This is a genomic window from Halanaerobium sp., assembly GCF_003070835.1.
Genome location: NZ_QBLR01000058.1, coordinates 1 through 17,583, shown reverse-complemented (window position 1 = coordinate 17,583; position 17,583 = coordinate 1). Strand labels below are relative to the sequence as shown.

General features: G+C 33.8%; 20 protein-coding genes. All 20 read right to left on the bottom strand.

The genetic code is table 11. From position 1 onward, the window contains the following. The coding region (locus CI949_RS08140; RefSeq protein ID WP_290765016.1) for a flagellar basal body L-ring protein FlgH at nucleotides 1-425 on the bottom strand (425 nt) is incomplete at its 3' end. A 35-nt stretch (nucleotides 426-460) separates the two neighbouring features. After that, nucleotides 461-1,426 (bottom strand): flagellar basal body P-ring formation chaperone FlgA, encoded by a 966-nt coding sequence (gene flgA, locus CI949_RS08135; protein ID WP_089720237.1) that lies wholly within the window; start codon nucleotides 1,424-1,426, stop codon nucleotides 461-463. A 50-nt stretch (nucleotides 1,427-1,476) separates the two neighbouring features. Next, a complete protein-coding gene (flgG, locus tag CI949_RS08130; protein ID WP_089716277.1) occupies nucleotides 1,477-2,265 on the bottom strand; it encodes a flagellar basal-body rod protein FlgG in 789 nt (262 codons plus the stop codon). A 167-nt stretch (nucleotides 2,266-2,432) separates the two neighbouring features. Next, nucleotides 2,433-3,188, bottom strand: a complete 756-nt coding sequence (gene flgF, locus CI949_RS08125) for a flagellar basal-body rod protein FlgF (protein ID WP_089716278.1) — start codon at nucleotides 3,186-3,188, stop codon at nucleotides 2,433-2,435. A 12-nt stretch (nucleotides 3,189-3,200) separates the two neighbouring features. Then, nucleotides 3,201-4,655: a DUF342 domain-containing protein gene (locus tag CI949_RS08120; protein WP_133505463.1), complete on the bottom strand. Its 1,455-nt coding sequence runs from the start codon at nucleotides 4,653-4,655 to the stop codon at nucleotides 3,201-3,203. A 64-nt stretch (nucleotides 4,656-4,719) separates the two neighbouring features. Then, the gene (locus CI949_RS08115; protein ID WP_089716280.1) at nucleotides 4,720-5,463 is read right to left on the bottom strand and encodes a sigma-70 family RNA polymerase sigma factor; all 744 of its coding nucleotides are present in this window, start codon (nucleotides 5,461-5,463) and stop codon (nucleotides 4,720-4,722) included. A gap of 37 nt (nucleotides 5,464-5,500) precedes the next feature. After that, nucleotides 5,501-5,863: a hypothetical protein gene (locus tag CI949_RS08110; RefSeq protein WP_089716281.1), complete on the bottom strand. Its 363-nt coding sequence runs from the start codon at nucleotides 5,861-5,863 to the stop codon at nucleotides 5,501-5,503. Then, the gene (locus tag CI949_RS08105; protein WP_223174563.1) at nucleotides 5,860-6,498 is read right to left on the bottom strand and encodes a flagellar brake protein; all 639 of its coding nucleotides are present in this window, start codon (nucleotides 6,496-6,498) and stop codon (nucleotides 5,860-5,862) included. The genes CI949_RS08110 and CI949_RS08105 overlap by 4 nt, the downstream gene beginning before the upstream one ends. Before the next feature lie 21 nt (nucleotides 6,499-6,519). Further along, nucleotides 6,520-7,422 carry a MinD/ParA family protein gene (locus tag CI949_RS08100; protein WP_089716283.1) on the bottom strand — a complete coding sequence of 301 codons (903 nt, stop codon included), beginning with the start codon at nucleotides 7,420-7,422 and terminating at the stop codon, nucleotides 6,520-6,522. After that, nucleotides 7,415-8,689 (bottom strand): flagellar biosynthesis protein FlhF, encoded by a 1,275-nt coding sequence (gene flhF / locus CI949_RS08095; RefSeq protein WP_133618016.1) that lies wholly within the window; start codon nucleotides 8,687-8,689, stop codon nucleotides 7,415-7,417. Before flhF ends, CI949_RS08100 begins: the two co-directional genes overlap by 8 nt. Then, nucleotides 8,690-10,762, bottom strand: coding sequence for a flagellar biosynthesis protein FlhA (gene flhA / locus CI949_RS08090; RefSeq protein WP_089720245.1), 2,073 nt, complete (start codon nucleotides 10,760-10,762; stop codon nucleotides 8,690-8,692). It abuts the gene before it with no gap. A gap of 45 nt (nucleotides 10,763-10,807) precedes the next feature. Further along, on the bottom strand, nucleotides 10,808-11,872 hold the full coding sequence (gene flhB / locus CI949_RS08085) for a flagellar biosynthesis protein FlhB (protein WP_089716286.1): 1,065 nt from the start codon (nucleotides 11,870-11,872) through the stop codon (nucleotides 10,808-10,810). 18 nt (nucleotides 11,873-11,890) lie between these two features. Then, nucleotides 11,891-12,676 (bottom strand): flagellar biosynthetic protein FliR, encoded by a 786-nt coding sequence (gene fliR / locus CI949_RS08080; RefSeq protein ID WP_089716287.1) that lies wholly within the window; start codon nucleotides 12,674-12,676, stop codon nucleotides 11,891-11,893. Nucleotides 12,677-12,682: 6 nt separating this feature from the next. Further along, the gene (fliQ, locus tag CI949_RS08075; protein ID WP_089716288.1) at nucleotides 12,683-12,955 is read right to left on the bottom strand and encodes a flagellar biosynthesis protein FliQ; all 273 of its coding nucleotides are present in this window, start codon (nucleotides 12,953-12,955) and stop codon (nucleotides 12,683-12,685) included. Nucleotides 12,956-12,979: 24 nt separating this feature from the next. After that, the gene (fliP, locus tag CI949_RS08070; RefSeq protein ID WP_089716289.1) at nucleotides 12,980-13,753 is read right to left on the bottom strand and encodes a flagellar type III secretion system pore protein FliP; all 774 of its coding nucleotides are present in this window, start codon (nucleotides 13,751-13,753) and stop codon (nucleotides 12,980-12,982) included. Next, nucleotides 13,746-14,138, bottom strand: coding sequence for a flagellar biosynthetic protein FliO (locus tag CI949_RS08065; RefSeq protein ID WP_089716290.1), 393 nt, complete (start codon nucleotides 14,136-14,138; stop codon nucleotides 13,746-13,748). The genes fliP and CI949_RS08065 overlap by 8 nt, the downstream gene beginning before the upstream one ends. Nucleotides 14,139-14,153: 15 nt before the next feature. After that, entirely contained in the window at nucleotides 14,154-15,368 is a 1,215-nt protein-coding gene (gene fliY, locus CI949_RS08060) for a flagellar motor switch phosphatase FliY (RefSeq protein ID WP_133505466.1), read from the bottom strand. Then, complete coding sequence (fliM, locus tag CI949_RS08055; RefSeq protein WP_134060021.1) at nucleotides 15,358-16,365, bottom strand: flagellar motor switch protein FliM; 1,008 nt, start codon at nucleotides 16,363-16,365, stop codon at nucleotides 15,358-15,360. The genes fliY and fliM overlap by 11 nt, the downstream gene beginning before the upstream one ends. Nucleotides 16,366-16,377: 12 nt before the next feature. Next, nucleotides 16,378-16,821 (bottom strand): flagellar basal body-associated protein FliL, encoded by a 444-nt coding sequence (locus tag CI949_RS08050; RefSeq protein ID WP_089716293.1) that lies wholly within the window; start codon nucleotides 16,819-16,821, stop codon nucleotides 16,378-16,380. A 1-nt stretch (nucleotide 16,822) separates the two neighbouring features. Next, nucleotides 16,823-17,557: a flagellar motor protein MotB gene (locus CI949_RS08045; protein WP_089716294.1), complete on the bottom strand. Its 735-nt coding sequence runs from the start codon at nucleotides 17,555-17,557 to the stop codon at nucleotides 16,823-16,825. Nucleotides 17,558-17,583: the final 26 nt, after the last annotated feature.

Below are 17,583 nucleotides of genomic sequence, written 5' to 3'. Positions count from 1 at the left end.
AATAAAATCGTCTGAGTTTCTCCATTAATCTTAACTTGTTTTCTCCCTTCAATCTCTAAATTATTATTATCATCAATCTTAACAACTTTAGTGGTAATATCTGCTTCCAGAGTACCACTTCTCTGAGTGGAACCATCAGCAGATTCGGAATCAGAATAACTAAAATCAAAAAACGGCAAGAAGTCTAAAAAGTCAGTTCCACCGCTGGAACTGTAATCACTATCCTGACTGGTACCTGTATTAGCACTCTGAATAGCACTTGCATCTTCTTCTATAACAACTGTAATAATATCTCCTATCTTATATTCAGGATAATCTTGATAAAAATTAGCAGAGTTATCACTCCAGAGAGAATTTGCACTCACAGCTGACGAAACTAAGACTAAAATTATTGAAAACAGAATTAATATTTTTTTTGTAATCATTTTTTACACCTCAATCTAAATCAAAGATAATATTATCAGGGAGACAAATACTTCACTTCATTTTCAGAGATAACCTCTACCTGAAAGCGGTAACCTGAATTTTCATTCTCAACAGTTATTTCATCTCCCAATTTACCGCGCTCACGAGCAGTGACATAACTGCTCAAAACAACATTATTTTTAACTATTGTCACTTTTAAACGATCTCCCCACTTAACTAAATAAGGATTCTTAATCAACTGATAGCTGAGATAGTCTCCCTTTTTAAGAGTTGTTTTAAGTTCTTTTTTTTGCATATTTTCCCAGCTGCTAACCAGCTGATCAGGATTTTGATAAATTACTTTTTCTACAATTTCAAAATCATTTCTATTTAAGGTAGAATTATAATGTAGATCTTTTAAAGATCGAAAAACCTGTTTTTTAATACCCAATTTAAATCTATAATATAATCTATTTTGAACCACACTATCTTTTACCACTTCTATAATTAGATTGTTATTACCAAAGTTAAAGTGCGAATGAGATGCAAGCTGAAGCTCATACTCACCGTTACCGGCAGCAATTTGATAACTTTTAGGATTATTTAATTCTTCAATAACTAATTTTTCTGAGTCAAGCTTAAAAGCCTCAGTTAGCTTTTCTTCTACAAAAGCTCTAACTTTAGAAATATCAATATAAGCAGCTTTTCTTTCAATAGTTATTTGTTTGGGCATTTTTAATCTAAAATCAGCAGTATCATAACCTAAATTTTTAATAGATAGTTCTACTAAAACTTTATTTAAAAATTTTTGATACCCAGGCTGGGGTGATTTAGCTAATTTTAAATTTCTTAATTCAATTAACTGTTCAGAATTAAGCTCAGCTTCGTTAAATTCTGCAATTTCACCGAGATAAATATCAGCAGATTCTACAAACTCATTTTGTTCTATTTTCAGTTCAAAAGCAGCAGCAGAATTAGAAATTAATAAAAGTAACAATAGAATTAAACAAATCTTTTTCAAATCTTTTTCACCTCAATAAAATCAAACTTAAATAACAAGTTTAAAGTTGATTAGCGTTTAAGTTGATTAGCTGTCTGCAGCATTTCATCTGAAGCCTGAATCGCTTTTGAGTTAGTCTCATATGCTCTCTGAGCAGCGATCATATTTACCATTTCTTCTACAACTTTCACATTAGACATTTCTAAAAAGCCCTGAGTAATTGTTCCGGTTCCATTAGTTCCTGGAGCTGACTGATTGGGCATTCCAGATGCAGTAGTCATAGAATAAAGATTGCGTCCTTCACTTGCCAAACCAGCTGGATTAGAAAAGTTATAAAGCTGAATCTGCCCAGCTTCCATCATCTGATCTGAGTCATCAGGTTTATAACTTACTGTACCATCTGAAGTAATAGATATGCTTGTTGCCTCCCTTGGAATATTGATCTGAGGATCAAGATAGTAGCCATCAGCAGTAACAATATCACCATTACTGTCCATCTTAAATGAACCATCTCTTGTATAAGCAAAATTACCATTAGGAAGCTGGATTCTAAAAAATCCATCTCCCTCAATTATCATATCCAAAGGGCTGTCAGTATTTTGAATATTACCCTGGGTAAAAATTTTCTGGGTACTATTTACTTTTGAACCATGTCCTATTTCTATTCCAGTTGGAACTTCAGCTCCCTGAGCATTAGGTGTTCCGGCATCTCTCATATTTGTATAAATTAAATCAGCAAAATTAATTTTGGACTTTTTAAATCCACTTGTGTTAACATTGGCCAGATTATTAGAAATGACATCAATATTTGTCTGCTGAGAATTCATCCCTGTAGCAGATGTCCATAAAGCACTAATCATTTTGATCACTCCATAAATTTTTATTTTTCTATAAATATTGATTTATCTGCCGTATCTATCAGTCAACAGCAGTTTCTCAGCTTCCTTTACAGGTCCGGCTGATTTCTAAATCAAAATTTATAACTAAATCTTAATACTAAATATAATAAAAGTCTCTTATTAAAAGCCTAAGCCTTACCAACTTCATTAATTACCTTTGATAAACTCTCATCCATAGTTGTTATTACCTTTTGATTTGATTCATAATGCCTGCTTGTTTTAATCATCTGTACCATCTCTTCTACAATTTTAACATTAGATGTTTCGAGATAACCCTGAGCTAAAACTGCTTCTGAAGCAATAGATCCGTTACTTTCTTCAACTTCCAGGTAAAGATTATCTCCCTGCTGAATTAATTCTGCAGAATTTTCAAAATTAACCAGAGCAATCTGGCTTCCTTGAAGACCATTATTAAAACGAAGAACACCATTTTGATCAATGCTAAAGTCTTCATCAGCTATTAACTGAATTCTTTCTCCATTAATATCAAGAACGGGATTTCCTGACTGCGTTACCAGTTCCGAGTTATTATTAATAGTAAAGTTGCCGTCACGGCTGTAGCGAATACCGGCCTCAGTTTCAATTGTAAAAAATCCTTCTCCCTGAATCGCAAGGTCAAGCTTATTATTTGTTCGCTGCAGATCACCCTGACGCATATCTTTAAAGCTTCTCTCCAGAAAAGCTCCTGTGGAAATTTCACCAATTTCCTCACTATTTCTACCAGCTTCAATTCGCTCTAAAAGCATTTCTGGAAAAGAACTTGTTACAGTTCCGCTCTTTTTAAAACCAGTGGTGTTTGAGTTTGCCAGATTGTTAGCACGAATATTAGACTTTTTTTCTAAAACTCCCATACTGGAAGCTGCTGTGTAGAGCCCTTTAATCATTATCTCACCTCCTTAATCTGAAATCTGTCTGATTTCCTTATTTACTTCCTTAAATTTACAGCCTTTTAATCTATTTTGAATTATTTTTTTATCATGTGCTGTTAAAATTTGAACTCCAGAAAATATACTTTTTTTAACATGAACTAGTGCTTTTGTTGAAACATTTATTTCTTCTTTTAATTTCTCTAGAACTGCTTCATTTTCCCGCTTCTCATCAGTCAACTGAACACTGGCAGTTTCTAACTTTTCTAAAAGATGCCTTTTATTAGCTGGAAGTTTAATTCCTCGCTTCTGAATATTTTCTAAGAGTTCCACACTTTTTTGAATTTTATTTAAATCATCTATTAGCTTCTGATTTTTATCTTTAGCTTCTTTTAGTTTTTCTTTTAATTCCGGCATCATACCGATTTCAACTAAGGTTTTAGTTGCCAGACTGGAACCAATCAAGTTTGCAGTGATTTGATTACGAGCAGTTATTTTACCTCCGACAATTAGGCCTTTACCCTCAGTAACTTCTATACTATCTCTAGCCTTGATTTTGCTGTGCATAACAGCCTCATAAATTCTCACATTTTCTGCTTCAACAGAAACATTTTCAATAAATTTAGCAAAAAAATCTCCAGCAGCTTTAGCAGTTCCTTTATTGCGGCCAATAAATCCTTTTTTAATCAGGATATTACCACCACTTATTAATTCACAGGCTCCTGCTTTACCAGCAATTTCAATATCTCCTTCAGCTTTAATCTTAAAACCCTCTTTTACATCACCATTGATCTGAACACTACCTACAAAATCTATATTGCCTGTATTTAAATCTACATCCCCATTAACTGTAAAAACCTCTTTAATTACAATTTTTTGAAATTCGCGCACTATCTGCCCGTCAACAGCTGAGTAAAGGCTGTTGTCTTTTTTGACAGTATTTTTTGAACGCGGTAATTGAGGATTTTCAACTTTCGGAGGTAATATTTCATCCCCTTTGATATTGATACCTTTTTTACCTGGTTCTGGATCTACTTTAGTAACTATCGGTTCACCAACTCGAACATTATTAATTAAATCAAGTGAGTGGAAATCAATTGTACCATCATCACGCATTGTTCCTGCCTGTCTCTGTTTTTCTTCAAAATGATATATTAATTTCCCATCTTTTCCAGGAATAGGAGGCTTTCCTTCTGCTATTAAGATTTTTTCAGAATAAACTTTATTTTCAATGATTTCTTCTATCTTTTCCCAATCTATTCCATAACTAATTCCTTTTTCGCTGAGGGCTTTTTCTACATCTTCTAGACTAATCTCGGTTTCTTTAAGATTTTGATTGTCTTCAGTATTTTTATTAATTTCACTTTTTTCTGTGTCTTCTACTTCATCTATTTCTTCATTTTCTTTGATATCTTCTTCTACTTTATCAATTGTTAGAAAGGCTTTTAATCTATCATCTGCGATTACAATTTCAAGATACTCCAAATCACTTACCTCCTAATATAATTAATCTCATTATTTACATTTTATCATGTTTTAAGTAAAATTTCTAAAAATATTCTTTGGAACGGCTTAACATGCCTCTCAATCTACTCACGGCCTGTCTGTGAAGTTGGGAAACCCTTGCCGCTGAAAGCTCCATAACCTCTGCAATCTCAGCCTGAGTTAGTTCTTCATAGTAATAAAGTGAGATTAAAAGTTTTTCTTTTTCTTTTAAGCGGTCTATTTTTTTAGCAAGTAATTCTACAGCTTCTTCCTTTTCAAGTTTATCAACCGCTTCTTCAAGATCAGCTGCGATAATCTCTATCAATTCTACTCCATTAAAATCAGTCGAAAGTGAAATATTATCGGAAATATTCTGGTAATATTCTAAAGTTCTAATTCTATCAGGATCTAAGTCAGTAAGCTTAACTAAATCCTTTTCTGTTATCTTTTTACCTTTTTCTGCTTTTAAATCATTCTTCGCCTGCATCAGTTTTTTTAGCTGGCTGCGCATCCCACTTGGAAGCCAATCTTTACGGCGCAGATAGTCTATAATCTCACCCTTGATCCGCGGCAGAGCAAAAGTAGAAAAATTATAGCCGCGCTGATAATCGAAATTCTCAACTGCTTCAATTAAGCCGATAATTCCATAACTTTCTAAATCATCCCGCTCAATATTATTGGGCAGCATAACCATAATTCTACCAGCTGCATATCTGACCAAATCGATATGTTCTAAAATGATCTTTTCTCTAGCCTGTTGATCATCTTCATTTTTGTATTTTGCCCATAATGATTCATCTAAAAGCATTGTAATCTTCCTTTAGTAAAATTTATTATAAAATCAATTACTGTTCATTATGTTCTTCATACTCAATTTCCGGAGGATTTAAAGGAGAAAAATCTTCGCTAAATTTATCAGGATTAAAATTGTTTTCTCCTTTATTGTCTTTGGCAGCTTCAGATTCTTTGTCTTTATTTCTTTTCTGATTTTTATCTCCATTCTCAGCCCCTATCGCCTCTGAATCAGAACTTGAGTCAGAACTAAAATGAAAAAAAATCATCTGAAAAACTAAAGCAAGAAAAGTAATAGTAAATAAAAATTTAATTCCATTTATAAAGACAATCTTTAAACTACTGCCCTGCAGTAAATTATAAATCACTGTTAACACATAAGCGGTAAAACCAGTCAAAAAGGATTTTAAAATCATTGTCCTAAACCTTTCTTTCTCAACTGTCTCTGCAGACTAAAGATCCACTGAATTATTTTTTCTCTTTCTCCTGCATTGATATCCACAAATTCTACACCATATCTATAAGTTTCAAAATCATCTTTTGATTTTCTAACAATTTTACCTTTAATTAATTCACTCATATTTAATAAACTTCCAAAAGACAATTTTATTATATCTCCTTCAGCAAATTCTTCTTTTGCTTTAATCTGCACACCGCCACCGCTGATATCTAGAAGATGAGCTTCTTTTTTCATAACTGAGCCGTCTTTTTTTTCTTTATGTACTTTCATAATTCTATCAAGCTCAAGCCTAAAATAATCACGGCGCTGTATTCTCTTTAACTCCTTAGGCTCTTTTATCAATATAAAATAGATCGGCTTTTTAATTCTCTGTAAAACGACGCTTTCAAATTCATAGGCAGCTCTCTCAGTTGTAAAGTAAACATTAATCTTATCACCTTTTTTAACTGCTAAAGGTGTGCCATGTTTATAAAGTCCTGTGATAACTATCCCAGCATCAACAAAGTCTGCCACTTTTGAAAGATAGATGTCCGGATATTTATCTGATTTAAATTCTACTTCAATTTTATCATTTACTTTTAATTTATCCATCATCTCAACTCCAATAGCTTTTTAGGTATCTCCTTTAAAAAAGCCTATCATCTTATAAAAATAACTTTTAACTCCTTTTGAGGGCTTCTTTTCTCCACTAATTTTTCTAGCAATTTTTTCAAAATCTAAAGCAGCTTTGCGTTCAGGAAAAAGTTCTGAAAAAGGTTTCTGTTGTCTAATTGCATAGCTGATTTTTTTATCTGAACTTACTATTCCTAAAAGTGTTGACTTAATCCCTAAATATTTCTCAATAGTTGACATCATTCTTTTAGCAGTTTTTTGAGCATCTTTTTTGCTATCAACTTGATTGACTACCATCTTTAGAGGTCTTTTATAATTATGTTTAGAAAGAATTTTAATTAAACTGTAGCTGTCCATCACAGAAGTAGGTTCAGTTGTTAAAATTATAATTAATTCGTCAACAGAACGAATTGTATTAACTATACTCTTCGATGCTCCAGCCCCTAGATCAATAAGAAGATAATCAAAATCCTTTTCCAGTCTCGAGCCAATATTGATTAATTTATTAATTGAATCTTTATCATAATCAATAAAACTGTCGTCACCGGTAATTCCACTTAAGAGTTTGATTCCAGCCGGTCCTTCACAGATTGCTTCATCTAAACTACAATCATCCCGCAACAGATGCCCCAGGTCATATTTAGGCTGAACTCCAAGCATAATATCAAGATTAGCCATCCCAATATCACTATCAATGATCAGCACTTTTTTCCCCAGTTTGGCAAGTTGATAGGCAAAATTGCTGCTAAAGGTAGATTTACCAACTCCACCTTTACCACTTGCCACAGCTATTGTTCTGGTGGATCTGCCATTTTCCTCTGCTTCATTTTTTTCAAAACTATTTTTTATTTTTTCTTCCTTTTCTTTCATCATTTCTTTTAGTTTAGCAGCCTGACTATGCATAGTAATCACCGAATAAATATTTTCTAATATTAGCAGCCTGAGCCACTTCAATATCCTCTGGAACATCCTGACCAAAACTTAAATATGAAAATGGTAGGCCGTAATTTTCTTTAAGGTTAATCAAATCACCATAACTTTCAGTTTCATCTAGTTTAGTTAAAAAAAGATGATCAGGATTAAAGATGCTAAATTTATTAATAATTCTCTTTAAATCACTACTTTTAGTATTCAGACTAATCACCAGCTGGCACTCATCGATAAAATCAGCTTCAGTATACATCTTAAGTCTCGCGAGCTGCAGCTCATCTTTCCAGCTGCTTCCCGGAGTATCAATCAGTACTAAGTCACAGTCAGCAAATCGGCTGTCAATTAAATCTTTTAGATTTTCTCCACTGTAGGAAACTGCAAAGGGAAGATCAATAATATCACTGTAGGTCTGCAGCTGCTCAACAGCAGCTATCCTGTATGTATCAGCGGTAATGAAGCCTACTTTTTTATTTTTTTCCATTGAAAAAATAGCTGCTATCTTGGCCACATTCGTTGTCTTTCCAACTCCAGTTGGTCCAATAAAAGAAACAACCTTCTGCTTTCCAGCAACTTCTATACCGGAATTAAAATCAAAATACTGCTGACAAAATTCAGGCAATTTTTCTTTAAGATCCTCATTTTGAACCAATTCTGTTTCCAATTCTTTGATAAATTTTGTGATAAATCTTGACTCTACGCCCTGATCTAAAAGATAGTTATATAGATTATTATCAGCAGCAGAAATCGAATTATTAGATTTCTGGACACTTTTAATTTTTTCAGCCAGAGCTGCTTTCGCAGATTTTTTGCTCTTCTTAGCTTGACCATGCCGCAAAGCCTGACTGGAATCTTGTCTTTCATTTTGAGCTTCATTTTTAATTTCTACTTCATTTTGAGATTGATATTTTTTTTGATCACTAAGTTTTCTATGAATTTTGAACTCAAAACTTTCATCCTGATCACGAATATCGAGATTTTTTCCCTTTGTCGATTCGGGATTATCAGTATTTTTTACTTCATTGATAAATTCCTTGATTGGATTAATATTATCTGGATTAACAGCAGCAGTTTTAGACTCAACTGCAGCTAAAATTTCAACTTTAGTCTTCGCAAAAAAACCAAAAAATCCACCCTCTTTATACTCTCTGCGATCTATAATAACTGCTTCAGGACCTAGATCTGCTTTCACCTTAAAAATGGCATCCTGAATAGTTTCTCCTTTATATCTTTTAATCTGCATTTAATTTACTACCCCCTGTACCTGTAAGTCTATATCTGATTCTAATTCATTAAAGGATAGAACTATTAAGTCAGAAAAAGTCCGGTGAACCATTTCTTTCAAAGGGCGTCTAATCATTGGTGAGGTAAGCAAAATTGGATCTCTTCCTTCTTCAAGTAAACCCTTCACCTGACTAACAATTTTATTAATAATATCTTGAGCCTGAGCCGGTTCTAAAGACAAATATCGTCCCTGGTCAGACTGCTCTACTGAATTTATTAACTGTTCTTCCTTTTGTGGATCAATTGTAATTGCATAAAGAGTATTATCTTCTGCAGTAAACTGATTGCTTATCTGTCTGGATAATCCCTGACGCACATATTCAGTTAAAACACTCTGATCTTTAGTTCTTGGTGCATGATCCGCCAGAGTTTCTAAGATAATAAGCAGATTATTAATTGGAATTTTTTCCCAGAGTAAGTTTTGCAATATTTTCTGAATTTCACCTAATTTTAATAAATCAGGCATCAGTTCGTCAATAACTGCTTCATTATCTTCTTTAAAATTATCAATTAGCTTTTTAACTTCTTCTCTTCCTAAAAGCTCATGAGAATGTTCTCTGATTACTTCTGTTAAATGAGTTGCCATTACAGAACCAGGATCTACAACTGTATAGTTTGCAAGTTCTGCATTTTCTTTCTGGGATTCTTCAATCCAGAGTGCCTCAGTCCCAAAAGCAGGCTCTTTAGTTTCAATTCCAGGAATTTCTTCAAAAGTATTTCCGGGATCCATAGCTAAAAATTTATCTGGATAAAGCTGATACTTGGTTAGTTCCACCCCGTGCAGCTTTATTTTATACAAATCTGGCGGCAGCTGTAGGTTATCAACAATTCTAATTGGCGGCAAAATAATTCCTAATTCAACTGCAATCTGTTTTCTAATATTACTCACTCTATCTAAAAAATCTCCTCCCTGTTCGGGAAGTACCAGAGAAATCAAATTATATCCTACCTCAATCTCTAATTTATCAACTTTAATCAGCTGTTTTAATTCTTCTTGACGCATCTCTTGTTTTTGTTCTTCGCTCATTTCTTTTGTCTGTGGTTTTTTCTTTTCCTCAAGCTTATCAGTTTCAGCGGTTCTAACTATTAGATAAGCAAGTACAGCAATAAAAGTCGCTAAAAAGAGAAAAGGAATGGTCGGTAGTCCAGGAACAAAACCAATAACTAAAAGCACCCCAGAAGCAATGAATAAAGCTTTCGGCTGTTTTAAAAGCTGTTCTGTCATTTCATTTCCCATATTATTATCGGAAGCTGCTCTAGTAACTACCATACCAGTTGCAGTAGAAATTAAAAGTGCCGGTATCTGTGAAACAAGTCCATCACCAACAGTTAAAAGTATATAGGTCTGAGCTGCCTGGGCTATACCCATATCCTGCTGTAAGACACCAATTACTAATCCACCTACTATATTAATAAAGGTAATTATAATACCGGCAATAGCATCACCCTTAACAAATTTGCTAGCACCATCCATAGCTCCATAAAAATCAGCTTCCTGCCTGATTTTTTCTCTTTCACGTTTTGCTTCTACATTATCTATAACACCCGCATTTAAATCTGCATCAATACTCATCTGTTTCCCGGGCATCGCGTCAAGGGTAAATCTAGCTGCTACCTCAGCAACTCTTTCTGCACCTTTGGTAATTACAACAAACTGAATAACAACTATAATTAAAAAGATTATTAACCCGACAACATAATTTCCACCAACAACAAAGTCACCAAAACTCATTATAATTTCTCCAGCATAACCCTGTCCCAAAATCAATCGGGTAGTCGAAATATTTAACCCCAATCTAAATAAAGTTGCAAATAAAAGCAGCGATGGAAATACCGAAAGATCAAGCGGTTCTGTTGTATAAATACTGACCAGGATAATTACCATTGCAAAAGTAATATTAGCAGCCAGCAGCATATCAAGCAGCATAGTTGGCAGAGGTATAATAAACATCACAATTATACTTACTACCATTAAAGCAAATACTACATCTGTATTTTTAGTTATTTTCGAAAAAACTAAACTGTTATCCACTAATTATTTACCTCCAAAACTTTCTTCAAAACTTTAAAACAAAATTTAATATTTCTTGTTTTCCTTAAATATCCTAGCTAAAATTTCGGCAACAGCCTGATAAAGCTCTACCGGAACTTGATCTCCAATTTCGGTCATCGAATTTAGAGAGCGAGCCAGTGGTTTATTCTCTACAATTTCAACCTCAGCCTCTCTTGCCTTTTCCTTTATCTTTTGGGCAACAAAGCCCTCACCCTTAGCAATAATCTCAGGTGCATCCATTTCATCTAAATCATATTTTAAGGCCACAGCAATATGAGTTGGGTTGGTGATTACAACATCTGCATCTTTAACAGAAGACATCATTCTGTTCATACTAATCTCCCGCTGACGCTGTTTACGCTGCTGGTTGATCATCGGGTCACCTTCCATCTCTTTTCTTTCCTGTTTAACCTCATATTTAGACATCTTAAGATCTTTATTGTGCTGCCAGCGCTGATAAAGAAGGTCAATGATCCCCAGAATTATCAGAGCCGCAATTATCGAAAAGGCAATCTGGCTAATTAGAGAACTTAAAACAACTATTGACTGTGTTAAATCCTGATGAATACTTCTTTCAAAAATATCAATATTCTGTGATAAAATATTATAGGCAATTGCAGCTATAACAAATAATTTAAAAAGTGATTTAAATAATTCCATCAATGATTTGAGTGAAAAAAGATTTTTGGCACCTTTAATCGGGTCTATTTTTTTGAAATCAGGCACTAACGGCTTACTGGTAAATAAGGGACCTATCTGCAAAAAATTAACTAAAACTCCTGCAGCTGCAGAAACAATCATTATGGGAGCGATGATCCTTACAGTTTTGCTAAAAGCAGCCATTAAAATATTATAGGCATTGTTAATACTGAAAGGAGAAATGATCAGTTCACTAAAATAAAATCTAAATTCTCTGATAACAGTAAAGATCATCTGCTGCATTAAAAAGTACAACATGAGAAAACTTGCCAGTAAGGTAAAAGCCTGGCTTATTTCTTTACCTTTAGCTACATTACCTTTTTCGCGGGCTTCTTTTTTCCGCCGAGGAGTAGCCTCCTCCGTTTTTTCTCCAGTTCCACCATCAGCCATAATTCCACCCCTTTCACTTTAGGGACTTAGCAATCGAAATAAATGAGGTATTTCGTTAATAACATCAAAAATAATTTCAGAATAAAAATTGTTTAAAACAGGTATCAAAACAAATAACAAGAGCAGCCCGGCTAAAATTTTAATCGGCAATCCAACAATAAAAAGATTCATCTGGGGGACTGAACGAGCTAAAAAAGCAAGTATTACATCGAGTAAAAATATTGCTCCGGCTATCGGCATTGCAACCTTCAGTGCTAAAAGAAACATATCAGCACTTCTCCGGAAAAAGTAAATCCAGATTTGAGAATTAAAATTAACCTCACCTGGAGGAATAATTTTAAAGGAATTATTCAAATGTTTGATTAAATAAAGGTGGCCGTCAACTGCTAAAAAAATTAGAGTCAAAAGTATATTTTTATACTGACCGATAACAGGAGAGTTAATACCGCTGAAAGGGTCAACTACGTTGGCAATTCTAAACCCCATCCGCATATCAATTATCTGTCCCCCCAGCTGAACTGCAGAAAAAACTAAAAAGACTGCAAGCCCCATAAATAGCCCTACACTTAATTCACTCATGATTTTTACTAAAACAAGTAGATTATTCGTAGGATAAATAGGTTGAAAAGAATTAATTACTACCGGCACTGTGATTACAGTTAAACTTAAAGCAACTAAAATTTTGGCCTGGAAGAAAATTACCTGGCTACTAAAAATAGGAGTTAAAAAGAAAATTCCTAAATAGCGGCTGAAAATAAGAGCAAATAAAAATATGTTTTCATTAATTAAAATATCTTCTGGCAAGAATTATCACCGGCCTAAATAAAGGGGAATATTCTGCAGTAGTTCCTGCACAAACTCAACAACTGTGGTCATTATCCAGGGACCAAAAAAGCCGATAGATGCTAAAACCGCAAATATTTTAGGCACAAAAGCTAAAGTCTGCTCCTGGATCTGAGTTGTAGCTTGAAAAATAGCCACTAAAAGACCAGTAATTAACCCAGCTCCTAAGACAGGCATAATTACCAAGATCACTGTATATAAAGATTCTCTACCTATATCTAGAACTACTGCTTCTCCCATTTTTTCCACCCCTGTAAATTAAATTTAATTAAAAGTTTCAACTAAAGATCCAATTAAAAGATGCCAGCCGTCTGCCAGTACAAATAATAAAATTTTAAAAGGAAGTGAAATAATAACTGGAGGCAGCATCATCATTCCCATTGACATTAAAATACTGGCAACTATCATATCGATCATCAAAAATGGTATATAGAGTAAAAATCCAATTTGAAAAGCAATTTTGATTTCATTAATTAAAAATGCAGGTATCAATACATATGTGGGCAGATCCTGCCGACTTTCCGGTCGGTCAATCTCAGCCATCTCAGCAAAAAGGCTGAGAGAGCGTTCATCTACCTGTTTAAACATAAAACTTCTGATTGGAGTTATTGTATTTTCATAAGCATTTTCCAGACTGATTTCTTCATTTAAATAAGGCTGAAGAGCATCCTGATTAATCCCCTGCAGCACCGGAGCCATTATAAAAATTGTTAAAAAGATTGCTATCCCAATCAGAACTTGATTTGGTGGCATATTATTTAATGATAGAGCTCTTTTTAAAATAGAAAAAACTATAATAATCCTGGTAAAAGATGTAAATAAGACTATAATTGCGGGAGCAAGTGAGAGTACTGTTAATAAAAGCAGTATTCTCAAAGATAAAACTAAATCTTCCCCTTCATTATTTTGAGCATCGTTATTTGAAATTTCAAAGGAAATATCAGGTATATTAAAATTCTGAGCAGAAACTGCTGCAGTGAAAATTGGACTAAAAATTAATAATATAATAAAAACAGTTAAAATTAAAGACTTATTCATCTTGATCACTGTCGGAATTCTGATTTTGCTTATTTTTTAGAGAATTTTTATTCTGATTAATTATTTTTTTTAACTTCTCTTTAAAATCAACTTTAGCTGCCTGATTTTCTTCCAACTCATTTAAATCAAAATCAATTTCTGAGACTGGCCAACTTTTCAAAAAATTCAACTCTTCCTTACTTCCACCAAGCATTACAATATCATTATAAACTTTGACTAAATAGATAGTCTCACCATTAAAAAGACGTAGACTATCAATTAATTTCAATTCTTTAGTTGAACTGAAGTTAAAACGCTTTTTTATAAAATAATAGGTGGCAAAAATAAAACCAATTACTAAAATCAAATAAAATGCCATCTTGAATGTTTCCCACATATAATTCATCTTTACACCACCAGGTTAAAGGGTTTTTAAACGTTCAGTCGGACTAACAATGTCTTTAACTCTAAAGCCAAAGTTTTCATCAATTACTACTACCTCACCTTTAGCAACCAATTTCCCATTAACTAAGAGATCTACCGGCTCTCCGGCAAGCTTATCAAGTTCAATAATCGAACCATCTCCTAATTCTAAAATATCTCTAATTTTCATTACAGTTTTACCAAGTCTTACAGTTACTTCTAAAGGAACATCTTTTATCAGTTCCATATTATTTGGTAGAGGCTGGGTTTCATATTCACTAAATTCCGGGAATTGAGCCGAATGAACATCGACCTTTTCTTCTGGAGAAATATTTCGCGAACTGGTTCGTCTCTGCTTGCCACCACTGTTAGCATCTGCTTTTACCTTGTTTTTGGAGGCAGATTCAGTTTTAGGGGCAGTTTTAGGGGCAGCCTTTTCTTTTGTCGGCTCAGATTCCGATTCCAGAGCAGATGTCGGCACAGCTTCTTCACTGTCATCAGTACTGTTATCCATTAAACCCGTTTGGCCGGTAAGTAAAGATTCAGCCAAATTCTTAACAAAATTATAAGAAGAAAGTTGTTTAAATGTACTATCAATTAAATCTCCAATCTTTAAATTAAATGAAGTTACAACTATTTCTTCTTTAGGATCAAACCAATCTCTTCCGTCTTCCATTACATCATCTAGATTAATAAATTCTGCTTCAGGAGGAGAAATATTGACTAACCTATCTAAAATATTGGACATTGCAGTAGAAGCAGCCCCCATCATCTGGTTCATTGCTTCTCCAACTGCACTAATTGAAATTTCATTTAACATTTCTCTTTCCAGTCCGTCCAGTCCATCTCCACCCATCATTAAATCTGCAATTACAGCTGCATCTTCAGTATTCAAAACAAGAATACTTAAGCCTTCAATTCCCTCGACATATTCAACCTTTACCAAAACACAGGGTCGATCATAATCCTCAATTAATTTCTGAAAAGACATTAATTCAACTTCAGGTGTTGTTATATCTACCTTTTGATCCAACAGTGTGGAGAGTGCTGTAGCAGAGGAACCCATTGCAATATTATTTACTTCTCCTATTACATCAATCTCATCAGGAGTTAATTCAAACGCTTTAGCTTCAGTTTCATTATTTTCATCATCCTGACCGTTCATTAGTGCATCTATTTCTTCCTGTGATAAAAAATTACCATCATTCGTCATTGACTCCACTCTCCTCAAATAAGTTTTCTGCTACTCCAACAATTTGTATTGCTTTATGACGGTTTTTACTTCCAACAACTGCCTGATATTTATGATTATTACCAATTTTGAGTTCAGCATTTTCTTCTACCTTTTTATCCAGTCTAATTACATCGCCCGGACGTAGATATAGAAAATCTTCTACTGTTAGCTGAGTACTTCCCAGTTCTGCTTCTACCTCAACTAAAGCATCATTTAAACGCTCTTTAAGTTGAGCAATATGTTCAGCTGTCTGCTTTTCTCTAGTACTTGAAAACCAGTACTGAGCATTTAAGTTTTTAACTATTGGTTCTAAAACAATATACGGTAAACAAATATTTATTAATCCTTCTGTATTTCCGATTTTAGCAGCCAAAGTGATAATAATTGTCATATCACTATCTGGTACAACCTGGATAAAATTCGGATTGGATTCTAATTCTAATAATTCAGGCTCCAGTTCTTCAATATTACTCCAGGCCTCTTTGAAATCAACCAAAAGCCAATTCATAACTCGGCGCAGTACAACTCTCTCAATATCAGTAAAAGAACGAATATCAGAAATCGGCTTACCAAAACCACCAAATAATCTATCTATAATTCCAAATCCTATTTCCGGATTAATTTCAAAAATAAACTGTCCGCTTAATGGTTCAAGTTTGTTAATGCTTATAATTGTTGGCTCAGGTAGTGAGTTAATAAACTCCGAATAAGCAAGCTGCTCAATTGAAACCACTTCAAAGTTGACCATACTTCTTAGTTTTGTAGAAAGAGTTGTGGTAAAAATTCGAGAAAGATTATCATGAATCATTTCCAAAGTCCGTATCTGCTCTTTTGAGAGCTTATCCGGTCGTTTAAAATCATATTCTTTTATCTTTTTTTCATCTGATTGCTCTTTAGCCTCTTCTACATCGATACTACCACTGCTTATTGCAGAAAGAAGTGAATCAATTTCATTTTGATTTAATACATCAGCCATCTTAATTCCTCCCTACTGCACAACCAGTTCTGTGAACCAAACGTTTGTTATTTTTCCTGAACGTAATATATCATTTACTTCAGATTTAATTATTTTTTTAATTGTTTGAGCATTAGCCTCTTTTAAAATACTTTCATTTTGAGAACGCAGAGTTGTAATAATTGCATCTCTAATCTGGGGCTTTCTTTTTTCTAATTCTTCAACTATCTTATCTTCTTCAATTTCAAAAACCAGACTTGCTCTAATAAAGTTTATGCGGCTGTTATTAGCTATATTAACCACAAAATCGCCTACTTGATAAGTAGAACGAATATCGTCAATATCAAAATCTTCTTCGCTATTATCAGCTACAGAAAAATAAGTAAAAAAAGTAAAACTTGCTACTCCGGTAATTATAACTACAAGTACAATTATTAATGTCAACATTTTATAATTTATATTTCGGCCATCTGCCATATCAGCTGCCTCCTTCATTGTACTGTGAATTTAAAACAACAACTTCAACCCTTCGGTTTTTAGCTCTTCCTTCTGCAGTATTATTATTTGCAACCGGTCGATATTCAGAATAGCCTGCCGCAGATAGTCTTGCTGGATTAAAATTTCTTTCTTCTATTAAAAATTTAATTACATTTACTGCTCTTGCAGTTGATAGTTCCCAGTTCGAGGGAAACTCATCTGTTCTAATCGGTAGGTCATCAGTATGCCCTTCGATCATAATATCATTTGGAATATCAATTAAAATATTCGAGATTATTGCTAAAACTTCTTTACCTTGTTCTCTAATATCTGCTTTACCTAACTCATAAAGTATTTCCCCGGTTAAACTAATAACCAGTCCTTTTCTCTTATTTTCTACATTTACCTTATCACCTAGATTATTGCTTTCAATATAGTTATCTAACTCCTGCATAATCTGCTGAATATTCTCCGGTGCTTGAGCAAAATCTTCACCAATATTTCCTGCATCAATGTTTACATCTGGGGTAATAGTCTGGCCTCCATCTAAAACTCCAAGCTGATTCTGCAAAGCCGAGATAAAGCCCCGAAATTTTTCTACATCCATCGAAGAAAAAGAGTAGAGAAGAACAAAAAATACTAAGAGCAAAGTCATCATATCTCCAAAAGTAGTCATCCAAGCAGGAGATCCACCACCATCATCTTCCTTTTTGTGTTTCTTGTTTTTAAGAGGCATTTTCCCTTATTCCCACCCCTCCACTT